This is a genomic window from Chloroflexota bacterium, assembly GCA_016887485.1.
Classification (GTDB): Bacteria; Chloroflexota; Anaerolineae; order Anaerolineales; family Anaerolineaceae; genus Brevifilum.
Window position 1 is genome coordinate 1,963,430 of the sequence record CP069394.1, and the last position, 17,550, is coordinate 1,980,979.

The following is a 17,550-nucleotide window of genomic DNA, read 5'->3' on the forward strand; positions in this document are numbered from 1 at the left end:
CTTAGAAATCTAATCCATCGAGGGCGTTGGTATTCCGGCGGCCATTGGCTTTGGGCTTGAGCAACTCCTCCCAAAAGGCGTCGTCATAGCGGCGGGAGCGGACCACAATCGGCATTGGCACACCCCAGCCCAGCATCAACACCTCTTCTTTGGGCTGCAGCCTCGCCAGCATCCCGCGCAGAGCATCCCGACTGGCCAGCCCGGTGAGCACAGCAGAAATATCATCCGAATCACCCAGCCAGCCGGTGATCCGGGTGCCCAGCTGCGACATCACCTCGTCATAGATCTGTGAGGGCCGCTGGTCAATGATCAGCAGGGTGACGTAATACTTGCGCATCTCACGGGCAATCGTGCTAAACGATGTCTGCGATGCCATCTCCCGGTTCAGCAGCTTGTGTGCTTCTTCCACGGCAATCACCAGCGGCCGGGGCTCAACAGCGCCAGACTTGCCGCTGCGGAATGCGTTCGTACGTTGTTCCCAGACCTCCCTGATTCGCCGGGTGAGCAGGTTGGAAACGAAGAGATAATCCAGGTCTTTTTCATACTCACCAAAGGACAGCACCACATGCTGGCCGTTATCGAGGTTATCGATCATCTGCTGCAGCGCATTGGCGGCGGGTTGCTCCACAATATAAGGCGCATTGAACAGCCGCCGCAGTTTGGAATGCAGCCCTTCCGCAGCGAAGTCGTTGATATTCGCTTCCCGAGCCCAGGCCTTGACGCTGTCCGGCGCGGGGACCTTCTGCCCGTTATCGTCCTCAATATAAGCATTGGTTTTCATCTGCTTGAAGGCATGGAACCAATTGGCGCCGAATGATTTTCGCAGTGCATCCAGCGTGGTGGCTGTGGTCTCGCGCAGGTTCAGTTCCTGCGAAAGCAGCAGCACATCCTCTGGGGTGATGTCCGATTCTGCCACCTCCAGGGTATAGTCGGGCCGCTCACCGCGGATGGTGGCGTCCCGGCCCAGGCCAACCATGCGGACCTTTGTGGGGAATTTGCCTTTGAGACCAGGCACGCGCATGCCGGTATCCGAGGCGGTGTCGTCCGGGCCGTATTCGTTATGCATATCGAAGATCAACACGGCAGTCTTGCCATGATTGATCAGCCCAGCCAGGATCACCCGGGTGAGGAAGGATTTACCAGTGCCGGTCGCACCGAAGATACCAGCGGAGCGCTGGACAAGTTTATCCAAATTCACGCAAACCGGATGCCCCTGCTCGAGGGTATCACCAATGCGGAAAAAGGACTTCTGCCCTTCTTCGCCAAAGATCAGGGCAATATCCTCCGCGCGGGCCAGCCGCACCGGGGCATGATGGCGCGGGATGGTCTTGGCCGGTTGGGGGCGCACCCGTTCATCCATGACGCCCTGGAACCACTCCAAGTAGGCATCCGTTTCGGTGGCGGGGTCCGGGCCGCGCTCCATCATCAAGGTATTCATGATCTTGGCATTCGTAAAGAGGACCTTATCCCGCAGCAGTTTCGCAAGCCGCGGTGAAAGCCGCCCGCTAAAATCCTCCTGGGCATAACGGGGATCGGTGGCCCAAAGCTGCAGATCGGTGATCAGCCCGTAAAAGGTCCAGTCATCCTTGGGATCATCCACCACCACAAAAGCGCCTTCCTGCACCTCACCGGCGGGAACGGACAATTTGGCGCGCAGGTTATCGACCAGCCCGCCATCTATGATGATGCCAAGAGAACCCGAATTGTCATTCATGCTGCGAAGTTCGTCGGTCATCCGATCCTCCTGCTCAAGCCAGCCTGGCGGCTCTGAGACACTTCCAATTCATCCACCACACCCAGCACGGTCATCAGCGTGGGATAATCATCCTTCATCAACGTGATCAGTTCCTCCACCGCCCCATCAAACCACTCAGGGTGGCCCATTTGCTCCTGCACCTCGCGGGCATTCCGCAGGTGGGCGGTCAGCAGTTCCGCCACCGGTTTGTCCTGGTCTCGCAGGATATGCCGTAAATAGCCCATCCGGCCCGCACCGGTAAAGGCCGAAATCTCATCCGGTGTACAGAGGAAAATCTCATCCAAGCTGAGCGGCGGCCGGGGTGGCAGCAGGTGCGAGATCGCTCCATCCCGTGAATAGCCCAATGCCAGCACGCCGACTTCCACCGGGACGGACCGGTTGCCGCGGATATCCTGCAAAACTTCCTCAGCCAGGTTCTCCGAGGTGATCAACTGCTTCACCAATCCATCATCCTCGATGTGGATGTCATAAATGAGCCCGAAATTTTGGCAATGGTCATTCATCTGCACGCGGACCATTGACCCAAAACTCAGACTACCAATCTGATCCAGTTTGCATCCAAAGACGAATCCCGTGGTGTCCGACCGCAACAAACGGCCAATCTCAATGCTGGTTGTCATCCGTTATTTTCCTCCATTTTTCATCAATCCCTTGGCGGCCTGCTTTTGTGAGGGAGCGCCAATGGGGACGTTTGAATTGTAAAACGTGGCGATGATCATATCCTCCACCTGTTGGTGCTCTGCCATTGAGACCACGGCGACCTCATGCGCTCGATGCAGAAGGTAAGGATAGGGCTTCGAGCCCATGATCCGGGTCTGATCCATAATGGCGGCCTGGATCAGGGTGATATTGTCCCTGTCACCGGCCACCCAGGCGGGAACCTCCACCCGGGCCAGGTGTTGGAATTTGGACGTGCCCACGTTCATATAGAAAAAGTGAACCTGCTGGGCAAGGCCGAAGCTCTCACTGGTCGGTGAAAGGACCTTGAACACCGCTGAGCGGTCACCTGGATTCTTCAAAATAGTCCTAAATAAATCCGTATCGGCCACCCGCACAGGACGAGAGGCTGAAAATTCATCAGCAAACTCCACCTGCCCCCTGCCAAGAAACTCCACCAGGTTAACAAATAAGTCACTTCCCGGTTTATCCACATAACCAAGGAGAAAAACTCTATCCGTAAAAAATTGATCCAGCGTGGCCTGGAACTTTTCTGCAATTTGTTTAAATTCTGCGGTTTGTTGGGCATCCCGGTAAAGTTCCAACGGGCCATCAATCATGGCAATCGCCGGTTTGACCAAATTTGCCGACCAGGTCGCCAACCGCTGCCTCTCAGTGAAATCCCGCCGCAAAGCCACGGCACCCTCATTGATGATACCGGTCTCCGGCAGCGTTGTTCGGTCATAATCCAGCAGCAGGCTCTCCTGATAAACTTTTGGCTTCAGCCCGGAGCCCCTGACCATTTCCACGGCGCCGATATTGATCACGCAAAACGGCACCCGGGCATGGCGGGAGGGATTGATCTGAGAGCCATCCGCCGCCAACAAACTGACCAGTGCGGGCATCTTACCCGCAGGAAAAGCCTCATTCAGGGCCTCCCCGGTCGGTTCAGCGCAGCGCAGTCGCTCATTTTGACCTTTTTCCCGCTCCAATGCTGCCTCAATCTCATCCAAACGCCCGGCATTCGCGGCGAGGACTTTTTCCAGAACAGCTAAATACTTCTGCTCCGCCTCGGAATGGGCCTTGGCCTGTTGCGCAAAATCTGGCAGGCTTTTCTGGATTTCAAACAGATTGACAGGCATAACACTCCGGTGTCAGCATATTGGATGAGGTCAGTATGCCTAATTATAACGACTGTTGGACAGTTTTCTAAAACACCTCAGCGCAGATTATGATTCTTTACCGCGTTGACAGGCCCTCACTCAAAAGATATACTACTTTTATCAAAAAATTAACACCTTCGGGGCAGGGTGCGGGCCAGATCGCCCAATTCCCTATCGGTGGTAATCCTCAGACAGAGGTAGCCCACGAGCATGTCAGGCATGCATGAACCGGTGAAATCCCGGTGCCGGCGGTAACAGTCCGAATGAAAGAAGGTGCCGGTATCTATTGGTATTCATCTCATGCCCCGACCCAATCACTCAGGGCTTTTTTTATATGACGTCAACGTCTGAAACCCAACCCCATCAACCAAAACCGAAACCGTGGAAGAGAGTGCTTTTCCTGGTGTTCTCTCTGGGCGGCGGCCTCCTTATCTGGGCGGCCCTCACCCGTGTGCTGGACCTGCCGGCTTTCATCCTGCCCGGCCCAGGCCTGGTATGGGAACGGTTCCTCATCACCCTGACAAATGGTCAACTTGGCCGCCACACCCTTATCACCCTTCTTGAAGTCCTTTCCGGTCTTCTTGCGGGCAGCCTGTTTGCCACCCTTCTGGGATACCTGCTGGCAAAATCTCCCACCCTGGAAAAACTGATCTCCCCCTACCTGGTCGCCAGCCAGAGTATTCCCATGGTTGCCATTGCTCCCTTGTTGGTCATCTGGTTCGGCCCGGGGATCTTTTCGAAGATCCTGATCTGTGCGTTGATCGTTTTCTTTCCGGTCCTGATCAACACAGTGGTGGGTTTACGTGAAGTATCGCAGGATCTGCGTGACCTGATGCGCTCCCTGAACGCTTCTCGCAGTCAGACGCTTTGGAAACTGGAAGTCCCGGCTGCCCTGCCGATCTTTTTAGGTGGGCTGCGGGTAGGCGCCACCCTGTCCGTGATCGGCGCGGTGGTGGGAGAGCTGGTCGGTGCGGATCGGGGACTGGGATTCCTGATCAATGTCGGCCGCGGGCAATACGACACTGCCCTGGTCTTCGTTGCCGTGATCACACTGATCGTGATGGCAATGGCCCTCTACGGTAGTGTCCTTTGGATTGAAAAACGGGTTCTGGCCTGGCAATCATGGCGCCAGGATTAATATTGTTTTGCCAAAATATGGAGAGAAAATGCAAACAAACCAATTGAAGAGAAAAGCCATCATCCTCATCATCATCGCCATTTCGAGCGCCTTCATCCTGACGGCCTGCCAAAGGGAAACCGCCACCGAGGAGCCCGAGATCATCACAACACCGCTTACCCTGGGTTACATTCCCAACATCCAATTTGCACCCATCTATGTCGCAGTGGAAAAGGGTTATTTTCTGGATGCCGGATTCGACGTTTCCATTGAATATGGCAACGAATCGGATGCCGTCGCCCTGATTGGGGCCGGCGAGCAGCTCTTTGCCATTGCCAGCGGCGAGCAGGTCCTGCTGGCCCGTGCCCAGGGGCTGCCCGTGACCTACGTGGCCGCCTGGTACCAAAAATATCCGGTGGGGATCGTCTCACTGGCGGGTTCCGATATCCTCGTTCCGGAGAATCTGGCCGGAAAATCCATCGGCGTCCCAGGCCTCTATGGCGCCAGCTATATTGGCCTGCGCGCCCTGCTGAGTGCAGCGGACCTGGGTGAGGAAGATATCAACCTGCTTTCAATCGGCTTTAATCAGGTGGAATATCTGGTGACCGAGCAGGTTGATTCAGCCGTGATCTACCTGGCAAATGAGCCGATGGTGCTGCAATCTCAAGGTTATGACGTGGATGTGATCCGCGCTGCCGATTACCTGCGTCTGGTTGCCAATGGACTCGTCACCAATGAGACCATGCTCAATGAACATCCAGATCAGGTGCAGGCTTTCATTGAAGCGCTGCTTAAGGGCATCGCCGACACCCTGGCGGACCCCAATCAGGCTTATGAGATCAGTAAAGCCTATGTCGAAAACCTGGCCGATGCGAATAGAGAACTCCAGTTTCAGATCCTGAATCAATCCATCATGCTTTGGGAAACAGAAAACCTTGGCTATAGTGAACCAGCCGGCTGGGTCAATATGCAGGCTGTTTTATTAGATATGGGACTATTGACAGAGACCCAGGATTTGGATAATGCTTTCACCAATGACCTCCTCCCCTGAGGCAGTGCTCAGCGTCAAGAACCTGGGCGTCACCTTTAGCGATGCCAGCGGGGTCGTGCATGCGCTGCACGACCTCAGCTTCTCACTGGCGCCAAACGAATTCGTCTCGCTGATCGGGCCTTCCGGCAGCGGGAAGAGCACCCTGTTGCGCGTGCTGGCCGGGTTGATTCCGCCTACCCACGGTGATTTTGAGGTTTATCAACGCAAGCCAAAGGTCGGCCTGGTTTTCCAACAGGCGAATCTGATGCCCTGGCGCAGGGTCATCGAGAATGTGGGCCTACCTCTGGAACTGCAAGGCATCCCCAATGACCAAATTGAAAGCCGCGCCCAAGAATTGATCGAATTGGTCGGACTGGAAGGCTTTGAGCAGGCTTATCCCCGTGATCTTTCCGGCGGGATGGCCCAGAGGGTGGCCATTGCCCGTTCGCTGATGCAGGACCCGGATTTACTCCTGCTGGATGAGCCGTTTGGCTCCCTGGATGACCTGACACGGGAGCGAATGGGCGATGAACTGCTGCATATCTGGCAGGCCCGGCGCAAGACCGTGCTGATGGTCACGCATTCCATCTCAGAGGCCATTTATCTGTCTGACCGGGTGTTATTGCTCTCTCCCCGCCCCGGGATGATCAAGCTCAACCTGACGATCGACCTCCCCCGCCCGCGCACCCCTAATATGCGGGTGGCCCCAGAATTCAGCGCGCTGGCCCAGACCTTACGGGAAAGCCTGCGTGATGAGGAACCCATTTAAGGTCACTGCCCAACTGGCCAGGCAAATCCCTGCCAACCAGTCTCTTGACAAATGGGCACTTTTTATTACAATCTAAATTGTTAATTCACTAGTAACAGAAAGGTAGAGGCACGTTTTATGGCTAAAGTCCTTGTACTTGCAAACCCTAAACTGTATGAACGCGCCTCTGGGACTCGCTAGACGGCTTCTGAACCGCTAGCTCCTTTTCCGGTCACGGGTGTGTTCATACCCCGTGGCCTTTTGATTTAACTTTAATCAGACAAATGCAGGCTGCACCGGGCATGGCCGGGGATCACCCCGCGCCTGCCCCAGCAAGTACAAGCTTGGATGCAGCATGACACCACCACCGGTCACGGGATTGTTCCGTGGCCGGTGTTCTATTTAACCAATTTTTTTCTAATGAAAGGAAGGCTTGATGCAAGCCCAAGTTCGTATCTCAAATTATGAAACCCTGATCTCAGGGTTCAGTACCACTCAAAAGATAGACAGCACTACTGCTGATAAGCATAAGGAACGCTTACAATGCAAACTCAAACTACCGACACGATTGCATATGGTGTCGTTTATAAGAAAAACCTAAGTCAATATCACGTCCATACCAACGACCAGGTCATCCTCTGCTCGCTTTCGGCGAAGCTCTGGAAAGACTTTGAATACAGCGGCGGCAAGGGTGGACGGAAAAAGCGGGTCACGAACACCCGTGATAAACATATGGATCCCGTGGCCATTGGCGACCGGGTCCGTTACCAACCGGCCGGCGATGACACCGGGATGATCCTGGAGGTTCTACCGCGCCAAAACAAACTGACCCGCCAATCCGCCAAGCCCATGCCCGGTGCGCATGCCTTCGAGCAGGTGATCGCGGCCAACCTGGACCAGGTGGTTCCGGTTTTCGCCGCCGCCAACCCTGAGCCGCGCTGGCACATGCTGGACCGCTACCTGGTGGCTGCGGAACACCACCGGCTGCCGGTGCGGATTGCGATCACTAAAATGGACCTCATCCAGAACACTCCGGCTGAGTCGGACCTGCTGGAAGCCGTTGAACGCTACCGGCGGATCGGCTACCCCGTGACCCTGACCAGCTCACAACAAATGATGGGGCTGGAAGAACTGCGGGATATCCTTTTGGAAAAGACGTCCGTCCTGGTGGGCAAGTCCGGCGTGGGGAAGACCTCCCTGCTAAATGCCATCGAACCCGGCCTGGGTCTGCGAGTGCAAACCGTGAACCAGACCACCGGCAAGGGACGCCACACCACCACCCATTTGGAAATGTTCCCCCTGGCGGCGGGTGGCGCAATAATCGACACCCCCGGCGTGCGGGAATTTGGCCTGATTGGGCTAACACCGGAAGACGTGGCTGAATGTTTCCCTGAAATGCGGCCATTTTTGGGCCAGTGCCACTTTGGGCACAGTTGCAATCACGAGGAAGAACCGGGCTGTGCGATTCGCCAGGCTGTGATGGATGGCGCGATCAGTCCCTATCGCTATAAAAGCTATTTAAGGCTGAAAGTGGACCTGTGAGGTGAATGATGCGGACCTATTTTGATGATTTCAACGCGGATTTCACTTGCAAGAACTGCGGCCGTTATGTCAGTGCCAGGACGGCGGTATCAGGCGTGGTCAATCGTAACCATTGTCCCTATTGCCTGCATTCCCGGCATGTGGACCTCTTTGAGGCGGGCGACCGGCTCTGTGCCTGCAAGGGCGTGATGGCTCCCGTCGGGCTGACGGTCAAACGCAGCCGAGATAAATATGCCCGAGGGCTGCAGGGCGAACTGATGCTCGTGCATCGCTGCCAGACCTGTGGCGGCCTCTCAATTAACCGGATAGCGGCCGATGATGACTCCATTAGAATTTTGGAAAGCCTGAGCCAATGCCCTGAAAACCTGCTGGAGCAGAGCCAAATACATGAAATTCAGATTTTAACCAACGCTGACATTGCACTGGTTGAATCACGGCTCTATGGTACCCAGGTACTCGCTGCTTAAGTCTAGTTCGGGGTGACAAAACAACCTTCCCTGATTTAGTTTTCTCAGGGAAGGTTCCAATAATTTCCAAAAATAATTTAATAAATGTCTTCAATATCAATCGGTTCCAATAAGCTTTACCCAATGGTAAAGGCAATCCCCCATTCTCCCTCCTCCAGCCCCACTGCCGTTAGGCGCATCCATATTATAATAAGGCATCATGAAGCTGACCATTGAGGAAGTTGAACACATTGCCGCCCTGGCCCGTCTGGAACTGACCGAGAACGAAAAGCAGCGTTACGCTGAGCAGCTATCCGATATCCTCGATTATGCTGCCCGGCTGGATGAACTCGCCACCGACCAGATCCCGCCCACGGCCAGCGTCCTGGATATGCAGCTTCGGCTGCGAGAGGACCACAACCGGCCCGGCTTATCCCAGGACGATGTCCTGGGGAACGCCGCCAAGACTCAGGATGACCAGTTCAAGGTCCCACCGATTTTCGGAGGTCAGGAATGACAGAACTGACCAGCCTGACCGTCCAGGCCTGCATTGATGGGCTGCGCGCCGGAGACTTTTCCAGCGTGGAATTGACCCGCGCCCTGCTGCAGCGGATTGATTCGCTCGAATCCGAAGTCCATGCCTTCCTGACCCTCACACCGGATAAAGCGCTGGCAGCCGCCAAAGCGGCAGATGACCTGCGAACCTCCCAACCTGAGGATCTGCCACCCCTGACGGGGCTACCTTTGGCCGTCAAGGATGTGCTCTGTCTGGAAGGGGTACGGACGACCTGCGGCTCAAAAATCCTAAAGAACTTCATCCCGCCCTTCACCGCGACCGCGGTCCAGCGCCTGCTGGATGCCGGCGTGATCCCCCTCGGTAAGACCAACACCGATGAATTTGCCATGGGATCCTCCACTGAAAACTCCGCCTACGAATCGACCCACAACCCCTGGGATACTACCAGGGTGCCCGGTGGCTCCAGTGGCGGTTCAGCCGCTGCAGTGGCCGCTCGGATAACCCCTGCCGCATTTGGCACCGATACCGGCGGCAGCGTCCGGCAGCCCTGCTCGTTCTGCGGCACCACCGGCATCAAGCCCACCTATGGACGCACCTCGCGCTATGGCTTGATCGCCTACGGCTCCTCGCTGGACACCGTCGGGATGATCGCCCGCAATGTGGCCGATGTCGCCACCCTGTTCCAATATATGGCCGGCTTCGACCCTCTGGATGCCACCAGCGTTCAACTACCTGTGCCGGAATATACTCTGCCAGAAACCGACTCCCTCAAGGGACTGCGAATCGGCGTCCCCGAAGAATACTTCATCGAAGGCATTCAGCCTGAAGTGGAGATGCGTGTCCGGGCGGCCATTACTCAAATGGAAGTTCAGGGTGCCACAGCCGTCCCGATTCATTTACCCCATACCGAATATGCCCTGCCGGTCTACTACCTGATCGCCCCGGCGGAAGCTTCAGCCAACCTGGCTCGTTATGATGGGATCCGATTTGGCCCGCGCCTGGGCGAAGGGGAAGACCTCTGGCATATGTTCACCGAGACCCGCGGCCGTCTGTTTGGCCCGGAGGTTAAACGCCGGATCATGCTGGGCACCTATGCCCTCTCAGCCGGTTATTATGATGCATATTATGGTAAAGCCCAAAAGGTCCGCACCCTGATCAAACGCGATTTCGATCTAGCATTTGAAGATGTGGACGTGATCGCCGCGCCCATCGCCCCCACCACCGCTTTTAAGTTCGGCCAGCATACGGATGACCCGCTGGCGATGTACCTGGAAGACGTCTTCACTCTACCCGCGAACCTGGCCGGAGTGCCGGGGCTGGCTTTCCCTGTGGGAACGGACTCCGACGGGATGCCGGTGGGCATGCAGTTGATGGGGCCCCACTTCCGGGAAGACCTGCTTTTCCAGGTGGGTCATGCCTACCAATTGGCAACCCAGTGGCACGAGAGCTGGCCGGATGTTAAGATCCTGAACTAAACAGAATACCCTATCGAGGAGACCCTCATATGACCAAACCCCTGAAAATCGTGATCCCGATGGCCGGCTTCGGCAGCCGCCTGCGGCCGCTCACCTGGAGCAAACCCAAACCGCTGGTTTCTTTAGCGGGTGCGACGGTGCTGGATCAGATTATGAATATGTTCCGCTCCGTACCCAATTTTGAGCAATCGGAATTTGTCTTCATCCTTGGTTCCTCCATGGGTGAACAAATTCGAGAGCACGTCGCCCATTATTATCCGGATTATCATGTGGATTTCGCTGTGCAGCCTGAGATGAAAGGTCAGTCCGATGCTTTTTGGCAGGCCCGCGAATTCCTGCATGGACCGATGCTGATGGCTTTCTCGGATACCCTGATTGATAACGATTTTTCCTTCATCGGTAAGGAAACCCAGGGCGTGGCTTTCGTTAAACCCGTGCCGGACCCCCGCCGTTTTGGCGTGGCCGAGGTCGATCAGAACCACCAGGTGGTCCGACTGATCGAAAAGCCCCAGGAACTGAAGAATAACCTGGCTGTCGTTGGATGCTACTATTTCCAAGAGGCCGAAGATCTGATCTCCGCGATTGCGGAACAGATCAAACGCAACATCTCATTGAAAAACGAATTCTTCCTGGTGGACGCGATCAACATCATGCTGGAACGCGGCATGACCATGCGCACGGAAATGGTCAATACCTGGCTGGACGCCGGGACGACGGAAGCCCTTCTGGAGACCAATCGCTATCTGCTGGAACATGGCCAGGATAATTCCGCCTCCGTTTCCAACCTGGAGGATACAGTCATCATCCCGCCGGTGAACATCCATCCCACAGCTCGGATCAATACGGCTGTCATCGGGCCATATGTCTCCCTCGGAGAAGGCGTGGTGGTGAACGACAGCACCATCCGGGATTCGATCATCGGCTCCGGCACGCATGTCACCGCTTCGCTGCTGGAAGGCTCACTTATCGGCCATCATGCAAATATCACCGGGCAATCCGGCCGGTTCAATATTGGCGACAATTCCTGGGCAGTTAAATAAACCCAGCCCAAACAAACAAGAAGGCAAAGTACAATAGGATGACGAGACCCTAAAACGGATCGTCATCCATACTCATTAGCGGAGGTGCAGCTTTGGAGAAAGCGATCAAAATTCTGATCCCGATGGGGGGATTTGGCAGCCGATTGCGGCCGCTCACCTGGAGCCGCCCCAAACCCCTGGTCAGCCTGGCCGGAAAAACTGTAATTGATTTCGTCCTTGAAATGTTCAAGACGGTGCCCTATGTCGAATCCTCGGAATTTATCTTCTCCGTCAACGCTCAGGTGGAGCCTCAAATCCGGGAGCATATGGCCCGTTTCTATCCAGATTGGAAGGTCCAATTCCCCATTGACACCGTCATGCGGGGCCAATCGGACGCACTTTGGCAGGCCAAAGAGGCCCTCACCGGGCCGCTGTTGATCGTCTTCTCCGATACGATCATCGAAAACGACTTCTCGTTCCTGACGGATGAAGAAGCCGATGGCGTGATCTGGGTCAAACCCGTCCCGGACCCACGGCGCTTTGGCGTGACCCTGGTCGATGAAGATGGCTGGATCTCAGAGCTGATCGAAAAGCCGGACAACATGTCCAATAACCTGGCAGTAGTCGGCTGTTACTACTTCAAAGACGCCTCAACGATCCTCTCCGCCGTTGAGGAACAAATTGACAAAGAGCTCTACCTCAAAGGGGAATTCTATCTGGCAGACGCCATCAACATCCTGCTCAAACGTGGTCTCAAAATGCGCATAGAAAAGGTGGATGTCTGGCTGGATTCCGGCACACCCGAATCGCTGCTAGAAACCAACTGCTACCTACTGGACCACGGCTTTGACAATAGTGACAAATTGACCCCCACGGAAAATACAGTGATCATTCCGCCAGTTTTCATCCACCCCACTGCGCAGGTCCTGCAATCGGTGGTTGGACCCTATGTCTCAATCGGTGAAAATGCCACCATCAAAGATTGCCTGGTGCGTGAAAGTATCATTGGCCCCGGTTCGCATCTCAAATCCTGCCGACTGGAGGATTCGCTGATCGGGCACAGTGTGTCGCTCAAAGGCCAGACGGGGCGGGCTAATCTCGGCGATAACAGCTGCGCGAATCAATGAGCTGAGACGATTAAATATGGGCCGGGTCGTATGTTATGCAGGCGCTAACTACCCGGAGGCCCCCCGCCGGGTGATCTGGCACGAAATGATATACGAGGTCACCGAGATCATTGACAGACAGCGCCATCCGGACTCCCTGCTCTTCCTGGTGCGCTGCTCACCTGGCGAGACTTTATTCGAACTGATCTATATACTTGAATCGGAAACCTGGCAAATCCACTTCAAAGAGGATTTGTCATTGTAAAATAAGGATCATATCCACTTAGATTACCAAGGAGCGTGAATGCCAAAAAGTTATCTCTCAAAGACTGTGGTCAACCTGAAAGCATCCGGAATCCGGAAATTCTTCGACATTGCAGCTACCATGGAAGATGTTATCTCCCTCGGGATAGGTGAGCCTGACTTCACCACGCCCCAGCCGGTCATTGAAGCTGGGGTGCAGGCCCTCCGAAAGGGAGAGACCCATTACACTTCCAATCTTGGCATTATGGAACTGCGGACGGCTATTGCGGAGAACCTGGAAGAACGCTATGGCGTGCATTATGACCCCGTCAATGAGATTATCGTAACCGTGGGCGTCTCTGAAGCCCTCTATCTCACCTTCACGGCTTTGCTTGACCCCGGGGATGAAGTCATCATCCCCACACCGTGTTTTGTCTCCTACCAGGCAGAGGTCGCCCTGGCAGGCGGGAAACCGGTCGAGATCTACACAACCATGGAGGATGATTTCCAACCAAACCCAGCCGTGATCGAAAAAGCGATCACCCCCAGAACCAAAGCCATCCTGCTGGGCTACCCCAACAATCCCACCGGCACGGTTGCCAAACGCGAGAACTTGGAAGCCATCGCCAAAATTGCGGAAGAACACGATCTGGTCGTGATCTCCGATGAAATCTATGACCGGCTTGTCTATGGTCAGGAACATATCTGCTTCCCCGCCTTCCCCGGCATGCAGGAACGCACATTGCTGTTGGGCGGGTTCTCAAAAGACTATGCCATGACCGGTTGGCGGATCGGTTACGCTGCCGGCCCAGCCAGCATGATCAATGGCCTGGTTCGCATCCACCAATATTCCGTCATGTCCGCCCCAACGGTCTCCCAATATGGCGCACTGGAAGCCCTCAAAGTGGGCGAGCCCTATGTCAAGGAGATGCTGGCGGAGTATGACCGCCGTCGCAAACTGGTCTATGAAGGTCTGAACAGCCTTGGCCTGCCGACCTTTGAGCCGCATGGCGCTTTTTACGTCTTCCCCAGCATCCACAATACCGGACTGGACGACGTGACCTTCGCCGAGAGGCTCCTCCTGGAAGAAAAAGTGGCTGTGGTGCCTGGTTCCGCCTTTGGCGATTCCGGAATTGGCTTTGTCCGCTGCTCCTATGCCACCAGTTATGAAAAACTTGAGATCGCCCTGGAAAAGATCGGCCACTTCCTCAAAAAACTCTGATCCTAACAAGCGCTCATCAACAGCAAGACCAAAGCAAGCATCCTCACCTTTCAGTTTGCCAGGGTCGCCGGAAAATTGAATAAAGGGTTGAGATGAAATCTGGATATATCGCAGACATCGGCCTGGAAGTCCACGCCGAACTGCAAACGCAATCAAAAATGTTCTGTGGCTGCCCGGTGTTGGATTCCACCCGGGCAGAACCTAATACCGCGGTCTGCCCCGTCTGTGCGGGCATGCCCGGCTCGCTCCCCGTGGTCAATGACCAGGCGGTCGCTTTTGGGCTGCGGGTCGCCCTTGCCCTGGATTGTGAGATCAACAAAGTCAGCCAGTTCGCGCGAAAAAATTATTTCTACCCCGACCTGCCCAAAGGCTATCAAATATCCCAATACGAGTTCCCCCTGGCTGAACATGGCCTCCTGCCGGTGCGCACGGATTCCGGCTGGCTGGATATCCGCATCCGCCGGGTCCATCTGGAAGAGGACACCGGCAAACTGACCCATATCCACACCGAAGATGAAGCCTATTCCCTGGTGGACCTCAACCGCGCCGGGATTCCCCTGCTCGAAATCGTCACTGAACCGGACATGCACTCCATTGAGCAAGTGCTGGCTTATACCCGCACCCTGCGGATGGTGCTGCAATATCTGGGGGTGAATTCTGGTGACCTGGAAAAAGGCGTGATCCGCTTTGAAGCAAATGTCTCCGTTCGACCTGAAGGCAGCGATATTCTGGGCACCCGGGTTGAAATCAAGAACCTCAACAGCTTCCGCACAATGACCGCTGCTATTACTTATGAGCTGGACCGCCAGACCGCCCTGCTGGAAAAGGGCGGCAAAGTGGACCAGGAAACCCTGGGCTGGGACGAGTTGAACGAAGTCACTGTTTCTCAGCGCAGCAAGGAAGAAGCCCACGATTACCGCTACTTTCCCGAGCCGGACCTCCCTCCGCTGGTCATCAACTCTGAACAGATTGAATCTTCACGTGAAAACCTGCCGGAGCGCCCGGACCGCAAGTTCAGCCGGTTCATGGCGGATTTAGGATTGGACGCCTATCAGGCTGAGATCCTGACAACCGACCGGGTAACTGCGGCATTTTTTGAGCGCGTGGTCAATGCCATGCAGCAGCCGGATGCCGGGCTGGCGGCCAATTGGGTTTCCGGCGAACTTTTTGGGATCATGAACACCACCGGCACAGGCATTGATGCGCTGCCGATATCGCCTGCTGCATTGGCTGGGTTATTGGACTTATTGCAGGAAGACAAAGTCAATAACGCCACAGGCAAAACCGTGCTGGAGAAGATGGTTGCAACCGGGCAGGAAGCCGGAGCAATCATTGAAGCAGAGGGCTTGGCGCAGGTTTCCGATCGGGAAGCCATCGCCGAAGTGGTGCGCCAGGTCCTTGCTGACCACCCGGATGAGGTTCAGGCTTACAGGGAAGGTAAAGTTGCGTTACGGCAGTGGTTCTTTGGTCAGGTGATGCGCCAGATGCGCGGCAAAGCCAATCCTGGCGTGGTGCAGGAACTGCTCATGGAATATCTCTAAATATCCAACTGGGAAAAACTAAATTTCTCTGACCAATCCCCTCAGGGACTCAAGCCGCGCGTCCCGCAAACCGGGCATGGCGTCCAGCGCATAATAAACACCGCTGCCTTCCACGGTCAGAGAGGCTGCAATAGCGCCCTTCAGAGACGCTGCCAGGGGGTCATAATCCTCACGATAGCCGACGAGAAATCCACCCGCAAAGGCATCCAGGCCCCCAGTCGGGTCAGCAATTCTGGAGGGATATTGGGGAATCACCCAGCGTTTATGGGTGATCTGATCATACAGATAATAACCGGAGCGGTCCGTCTGGATCACGATGAATTCAGGCCCCATCTTACCCAAAGCTGCTGCCATCTCCCACAGGTCTGAGCCTCGTCCCTGAAATAGTGCACGGACTTCTTTTTCATGCACGATCAGAGCTGTGATCTCAGAAAACAGCCCGGGAAGCTCACTCAAAAAAGTCGGCGTCATATACCTGGGCGAGGGCGTCAGGGTGACTGTGGTGGCCCGACCTTGGCGGAAAACGGAGGGCAGGATAATATGCGAAAGGTGATCTATCGGACAAATGTGCACCCCGCTGGCCTCCAGGTAATATTCGGGAATATCGGAAATCTGGATTGATTGTTTTCCTGGGGCATTAGGGTCCATGGGAACCAGTGGCCGAACTTTATAGCCCAGCAGCCGCTGAGGGAAGGGATAGCCCCGGTCCACATAATGTTGCATCGGGTTATCCTCGAAAGATACGGCTTCATCCTGATGGGCAATAAACCGCCGGACATTCATCTCGCCTTCCACCTTCTTGATCCCGCTAAAGTCAAAACCGAGTTGGTGGAACCGATCCAGCCATGGCATCGGAAAATCATCCCCCACTCTGGCAATCATCCCTGCCGTACTGCCCCACAGGGCAAGCCCCGCCGCGGCATAAGGGAGGTTTCCCCCCAGAACTGAATTCTGTGGGGATCCTGAGATAGGGAGAATAAAGTCCTCATTAATACAACCGGCGAGGACAAACCGAAGATATTGGTTTGGGAGGGATGAGCTCATCAGGATTCCTTAGCAACCATCTCCTCAAGGATATCCCGGTACTTTTCGATATCGGGCACCTCTTTGGGGAAGTGCATATCCAGACCTTGCAGCGTTTTGACAATCGTCTCAGCCACGATCAGGTTCCGATACCATTTTTGGTCAGACGGTACAACGATCCAGGGAGCCCAATCCGTGCTGGTTCGGTTGATCATATCCTCATAGGCGTCCATATAATCGTTCCAATATTCTCGCTCCTCCAAATCACCTGGATTGAACTTCCAGTGTTTGGTGGGACGATCAAGCCGGGCCAGGAAACGTTCCGCCTGTTCTTCCTTGCTGATATGCAAACAGAATTTCAGGATGGTGGTACCTTCATCAGCCAGAAGCTTCTCAAAAGCGTTGATCTGGTCATAGCGCTTCCCCCAAACGGCTTTGGAAACCAGGCTATGCACTCGGACAACCAACACATCCTCATAATGCGAGCGGTTGAAGATCGCAATTTCACCTTTGCCGGGCGTGTTCTTATGCACCCGCCAAAGATAGTCATGGTCCAATTCCTGCTGGGTGGGCACTTTAAAGCCATAAACATTAGTGCCCTGAGGATTGACATCACCAAAGACGTGGCGGATGGTGCTATCCTTGCCGCTGGTGTCCATGCCCTGCAAGACGATCAGGACCTTCTGTTTATGTTCGGCATATAGGAGTTCCTGCAGATCGGCGAGCTGTGTGGCCAACACCACCAGTTGGGCTTTGCCGTCCGCTTTCAAAATGTTCCCATCCGAACGGGTCGGCAAATCATTCAGTTTGACTTTTGATCCAGGTTTTACAAAATGCTGGTCCATGGAGCTCCTTTTCATCTGAGGCACTGACGTAATTATAGCCCAGACCAAAGATCAACCGGGAAAATCTTCATTTTTATTTCGTGTGGAAAGGATAAAAGGG

The 17,550-nt window shown here is 55.0% G+C and carries 17 protein-coding genes and 1 riboswitch; of the genes, 12 read left to right on the top strand and 5 right to left on the bottom strand.

Annotated features, from left to right (window positions below; all coding sequences use genetic code 11):
* Position 1 precedes the first annotated feature (1 nt).
* The 3 genes from JR338_08985 to JR338_08995 are packed head-to-tail and all read right to left on the bottom strand — an operon-like array spanning position 2 to position 3,555.
* The gene (locus JR338_08985; GenBank protein QRN82553.1) at positions 2-1,735 is read right to left on the bottom strand and encodes an ATP-binding protein; all 1,734 of its coding nucleotides are present in this window, start codon (positions 1,733-1,735) and stop codon (positions 2-4) included.
* On the bottom strand, positions 1,732-2,376 hold the full coding sequence (locus JR338_08990; GenBank protein QRN82554.1) for a hypothetical protein: 645 nt from the start codon (positions 2,374-2,376) through the stop codon (positions 1,732-1,734). The genes JR338_08985 and JR338_08990 overlap by 4 nt, the downstream gene beginning before the upstream one ends.
* Before the next feature lie 3 nt (positions 2,377-2,379).
* Complete coding sequence (locus JR338_08995) at positions 2,380-3,555, bottom strand: DNA double-strand break repair nuclease NurA (protein ID QRN82555.1); 1,176 nt, start codon at positions 3,553-3,555, stop codon at positions 2,380-2,382.
* A 150-nt stretch (positions 3,556-3,705) separates the two neighbouring features.
* Positions 3,706-3,855, top strand: a riboswitch (FMN riboswitch).
* A gap of 55 nt (positions 3,856-3,910) precedes the next feature.
* Between JR338_08995 and JR338_09000 the strand changes: the two genes are divergently transcribed.
* The 12 genes from JR338_09000 (at position 3,911) to gatB (ending at position 15,582) form a co-directional block, all read left to right on the top strand.
* Positions 3,911-4,714: an ABC transporter permease gene (locus JR338_09000; GenBank protein QRN82556.1), complete on the top strand. Its 804-nt coding sequence runs from the start codon at positions 3,911-3,913 to the stop codon at positions 4,712-4,714.
* A gap of 28 nt (positions 4,715-4,742) precedes the next feature.
* Entirely contained in the window at positions 4,743-5,744 is a 1,002-nt protein-coding gene (locus JR338_09005; GenBank protein QRN82557.1) for an ABC transporter substrate-binding protein, read from the top strand.
* Positions 5,716-6,492, top strand: a complete 777-nt coding sequence (locus tag JR338_09010) for an ABC transporter ATP-binding protein (GenBank protein ID QRN82558.1) — start codon at positions 5,716-5,718, stop codon at positions 6,490-6,492. Before JR338_09005 ends, JR338_09010 begins: the two co-directional genes overlap by 29 nt.
* A gap of 522 nt (positions 6,493-7,014) precedes the next feature.
* Positions 7,015-8,013, top strand: a complete 999-nt coding sequence (gene rsgA, locus JR338_09015; GenBank protein QRN82559.1) for a ribosome small subunit-dependent GTPase A — start codon at positions 7,015-7,017, stop codon at positions 8,011-8,013.
* Between the two features lie 5 nt (positions 8,014-8,018).
* Positions 8,019-8,480 (top strand): RNHCP domain-containing protein, encoded by a 462-nt coding sequence (locus JR338_09020; protein QRN82560.1) that lies wholly within the window; start codon positions 8,019-8,021, stop codon positions 8,478-8,480.
* A 199-nt stretch (positions 8,481-8,679) separates the two neighbouring features.
* On the top strand, positions 8,680-8,976 hold the full coding sequence (gene gatC / locus JR338_09025; GenBank protein QRN82561.1) for an Asp-tRNA(Asn)/Glu-tRNA(Gln) amidotransferase subunit GatC: 297 nt from the start codon (positions 8,680-8,682) through the stop codon (positions 8,974-8,976).
* Positions 8,973-10,451, top strand: a complete 1,479-nt coding sequence (gatA, locus tag JR338_09030; GenBank protein QRN82562.1) for an Asp-tRNA(Asn)/Glu-tRNA(Gln) amidotransferase subunit GatA — start codon at positions 8,973-8,975, stop codon at positions 10,449-10,451. The genes gatC and gatA overlap by 4 nt, the downstream gene beginning before the upstream one ends.
* Before the next feature lie 29 nt (positions 10,452-10,480).
* A complete protein-coding gene (locus tag JR338_09035) occupies positions 10,481-11,491 on the top strand; it encodes a nucleotidyltransferase (GenBank protein ID QRN82563.1) in 1,011 nt (336 codons plus the stop codon).
* 92 nt (positions 11,492-11,583) lie between these two features.
* Positions 11,584-12,597, top strand: coding sequence for a nucleotidyltransferase (locus JR338_09040; GenBank protein ID QRN82564.1), 1,014 nt, complete (start codon positions 11,584-11,586; stop codon positions 12,595-12,597).
* A 16-nt stretch (positions 12,598-12,613) separates the two neighbouring features.
* Positions 12,614-12,841 carry a hypothetical protein gene (locus tag JR338_09045; protein ID QRN82565.1) on the top strand — a complete coding sequence of 76 codons (228 nt, stop codon included), beginning with the start codon at positions 12,614-12,616 and terminating at the stop codon, positions 12,839-12,841.
* A 39-nt stretch (positions 12,842-12,880) separates the two neighbouring features.
* Positions 12,881-14,041 (top strand): aminotransferase class I/II-fold pyridoxal phosphate-dependent enzyme, encoded by a 1,161-nt coding sequence (locus tag JR338_09050; GenBank protein QRN82566.1) that lies wholly within the window; start codon positions 12,881-12,883, stop codon positions 14,039-14,041.
* Positions 14,042-14,133: 92 nt separating this feature from the next.
* Positions 14,134-15,582 carry an Asp-tRNA(Asn)/Glu-tRNA(Gln) amidotransferase subunit GatB gene (gatB, locus tag JR338_09055; protein ID QRN82567.1) on the top strand — a complete coding sequence of 483 codons (1,449 nt, stop codon included), beginning with the start codon at positions 14,134-14,136 and terminating at the stop codon, positions 15,580-15,582.
* Between the two features lie 18 nt (positions 15,583-15,600).
* Here gatB and JR338_09060 read toward each other — a convergent pair whose 3' ends face one another.
* Together JR338_09060 and JR338_09065 are read right to left on the bottom strand one after the other, a co-directional pair.
* Positions 15,601-16,626, bottom strand: coding sequence for a carbohydrate kinase family protein (locus tag JR338_09060; protein ID QRN82568.1), 1,026 nt, complete (start codon positions 16,624-16,626; stop codon positions 15,601-15,603).
* Complete coding sequence (locus JR338_09065; protein QRN82569.1) at positions 16,626-17,450, bottom strand: polyphosphate kinase 2 family protein; 825 nt, start codon at positions 17,448-17,450, stop codon at positions 16,626-16,628. The genes JR338_09060 and JR338_09065 overlap by 1 nt, the downstream gene beginning before the upstream one ends.
* Positions 17,451-17,550: the final 100 nt, after the last annotated feature.

Excerpts from the sequence above, each read along its gene's own strand:
- rsgA (QRN82559.1), top strand. The coding sequence starts at position 7,015 with ATGCAAACTCAAACTACCGACACGATTGCATATGGTGTCGTTTATAAG.
- gatA (QRN82562.1), top strand. The coding sequence starts at position 8,973 with ATGACAGAACTGACCAGCCTGACCGTCCAGGCCTGCATTGATGGGCTG.
- JR338_08985 (QRN82553.1), bottom strand. The coding sequence starts at position 1,735 with ATGACCGACGAACTTCGCAGCATGAATGACAATTCGGGTTCTCTTGGC.
- JR338_09065 (QRN82569.1), bottom strand. The coding sequence starts at position 17,450 with ATGGACCAGCATTTTGTAAAACCTGGATCAAAAGTCAAACTGAATGAT.
- JR338_09000 (QRN82556.1), top strand. The coding sequence starts at position 3,911 with ATGACGTCAACGTCTGAAACCCAACCCCATCAACCAAAACCGAAACCG.
- gatC (QRN82561.1), top strand. The coding sequence starts at position 8,680 with ATGAAGCTGACCATTGAGGAAGTTGAACACATTGCCGCCCTGGCCCGT.
- gatB (QRN82567.1), top strand. The coding sequence starts at position 14,134 with ATGAAATCTGGATATATCGCAGACATCGGCCTGGAAGTCCACGCCGAA.
- JR338_09050 (QRN82566.1), top strand. The coding sequence starts at position 12,881 with ATGCCAAAAAGTTATCTCTCAAAGACTGTGGTCAACCTGAAAGCATCC.
- JR338_09045 (QRN82565.1), top strand. The coding sequence starts at position 12,614 with ATGGGCCGGGTCGTATGTTATGCAGGCGCTAACTACCCGGAGGCCCCC.
- JR338_09010 (QRN82558.1), top strand. The coding sequence starts at position 5,716 with ATGCTTTCACCAATGACCTCCTCCCCTGAGGCAGTGCTCAGCGTCAAG.
- JR338_09060 (QRN82568.1), bottom strand. The coding sequence starts at position 16,626 with ATGAGCTCATCCCTCCCAAACCAATATCTTCGGTTTGTCCTCGCCGGT.
- JR338_09020 (QRN82560.1), top strand. The coding sequence starts at position 8,019 with ATGATGCGGACCTATTTTGATGATTTCAACGCGGATTTCACTTGCAAG.
- JR338_08995 (QRN82555.1), bottom strand. The coding sequence starts at position 3,555 with ATGCCTGTCAATCTGTTTGAAATCCAGAAAAGCCTGCCAGATTTTGCG.
- JR338_09035 (QRN82563.1), top strand. The coding sequence starts at position 10,481 with ATGACCAAACCCCTGAAAATCGTGATCCCGATGGCCGGCTTCGGCAGC.
- JR338_08990 (QRN82554.1), bottom strand. The coding sequence starts at position 2,376 with ATGACAACCAGCATTGAGATTGGCCGTTTGTTGCGGTCGGACACCACG.
- JR338_09005 (QRN82557.1), top strand. The coding sequence starts at position 4,743 with ATGCAAACAAACCAATTGAAGAGAAAAGCCATCATCCTCATCATCATC.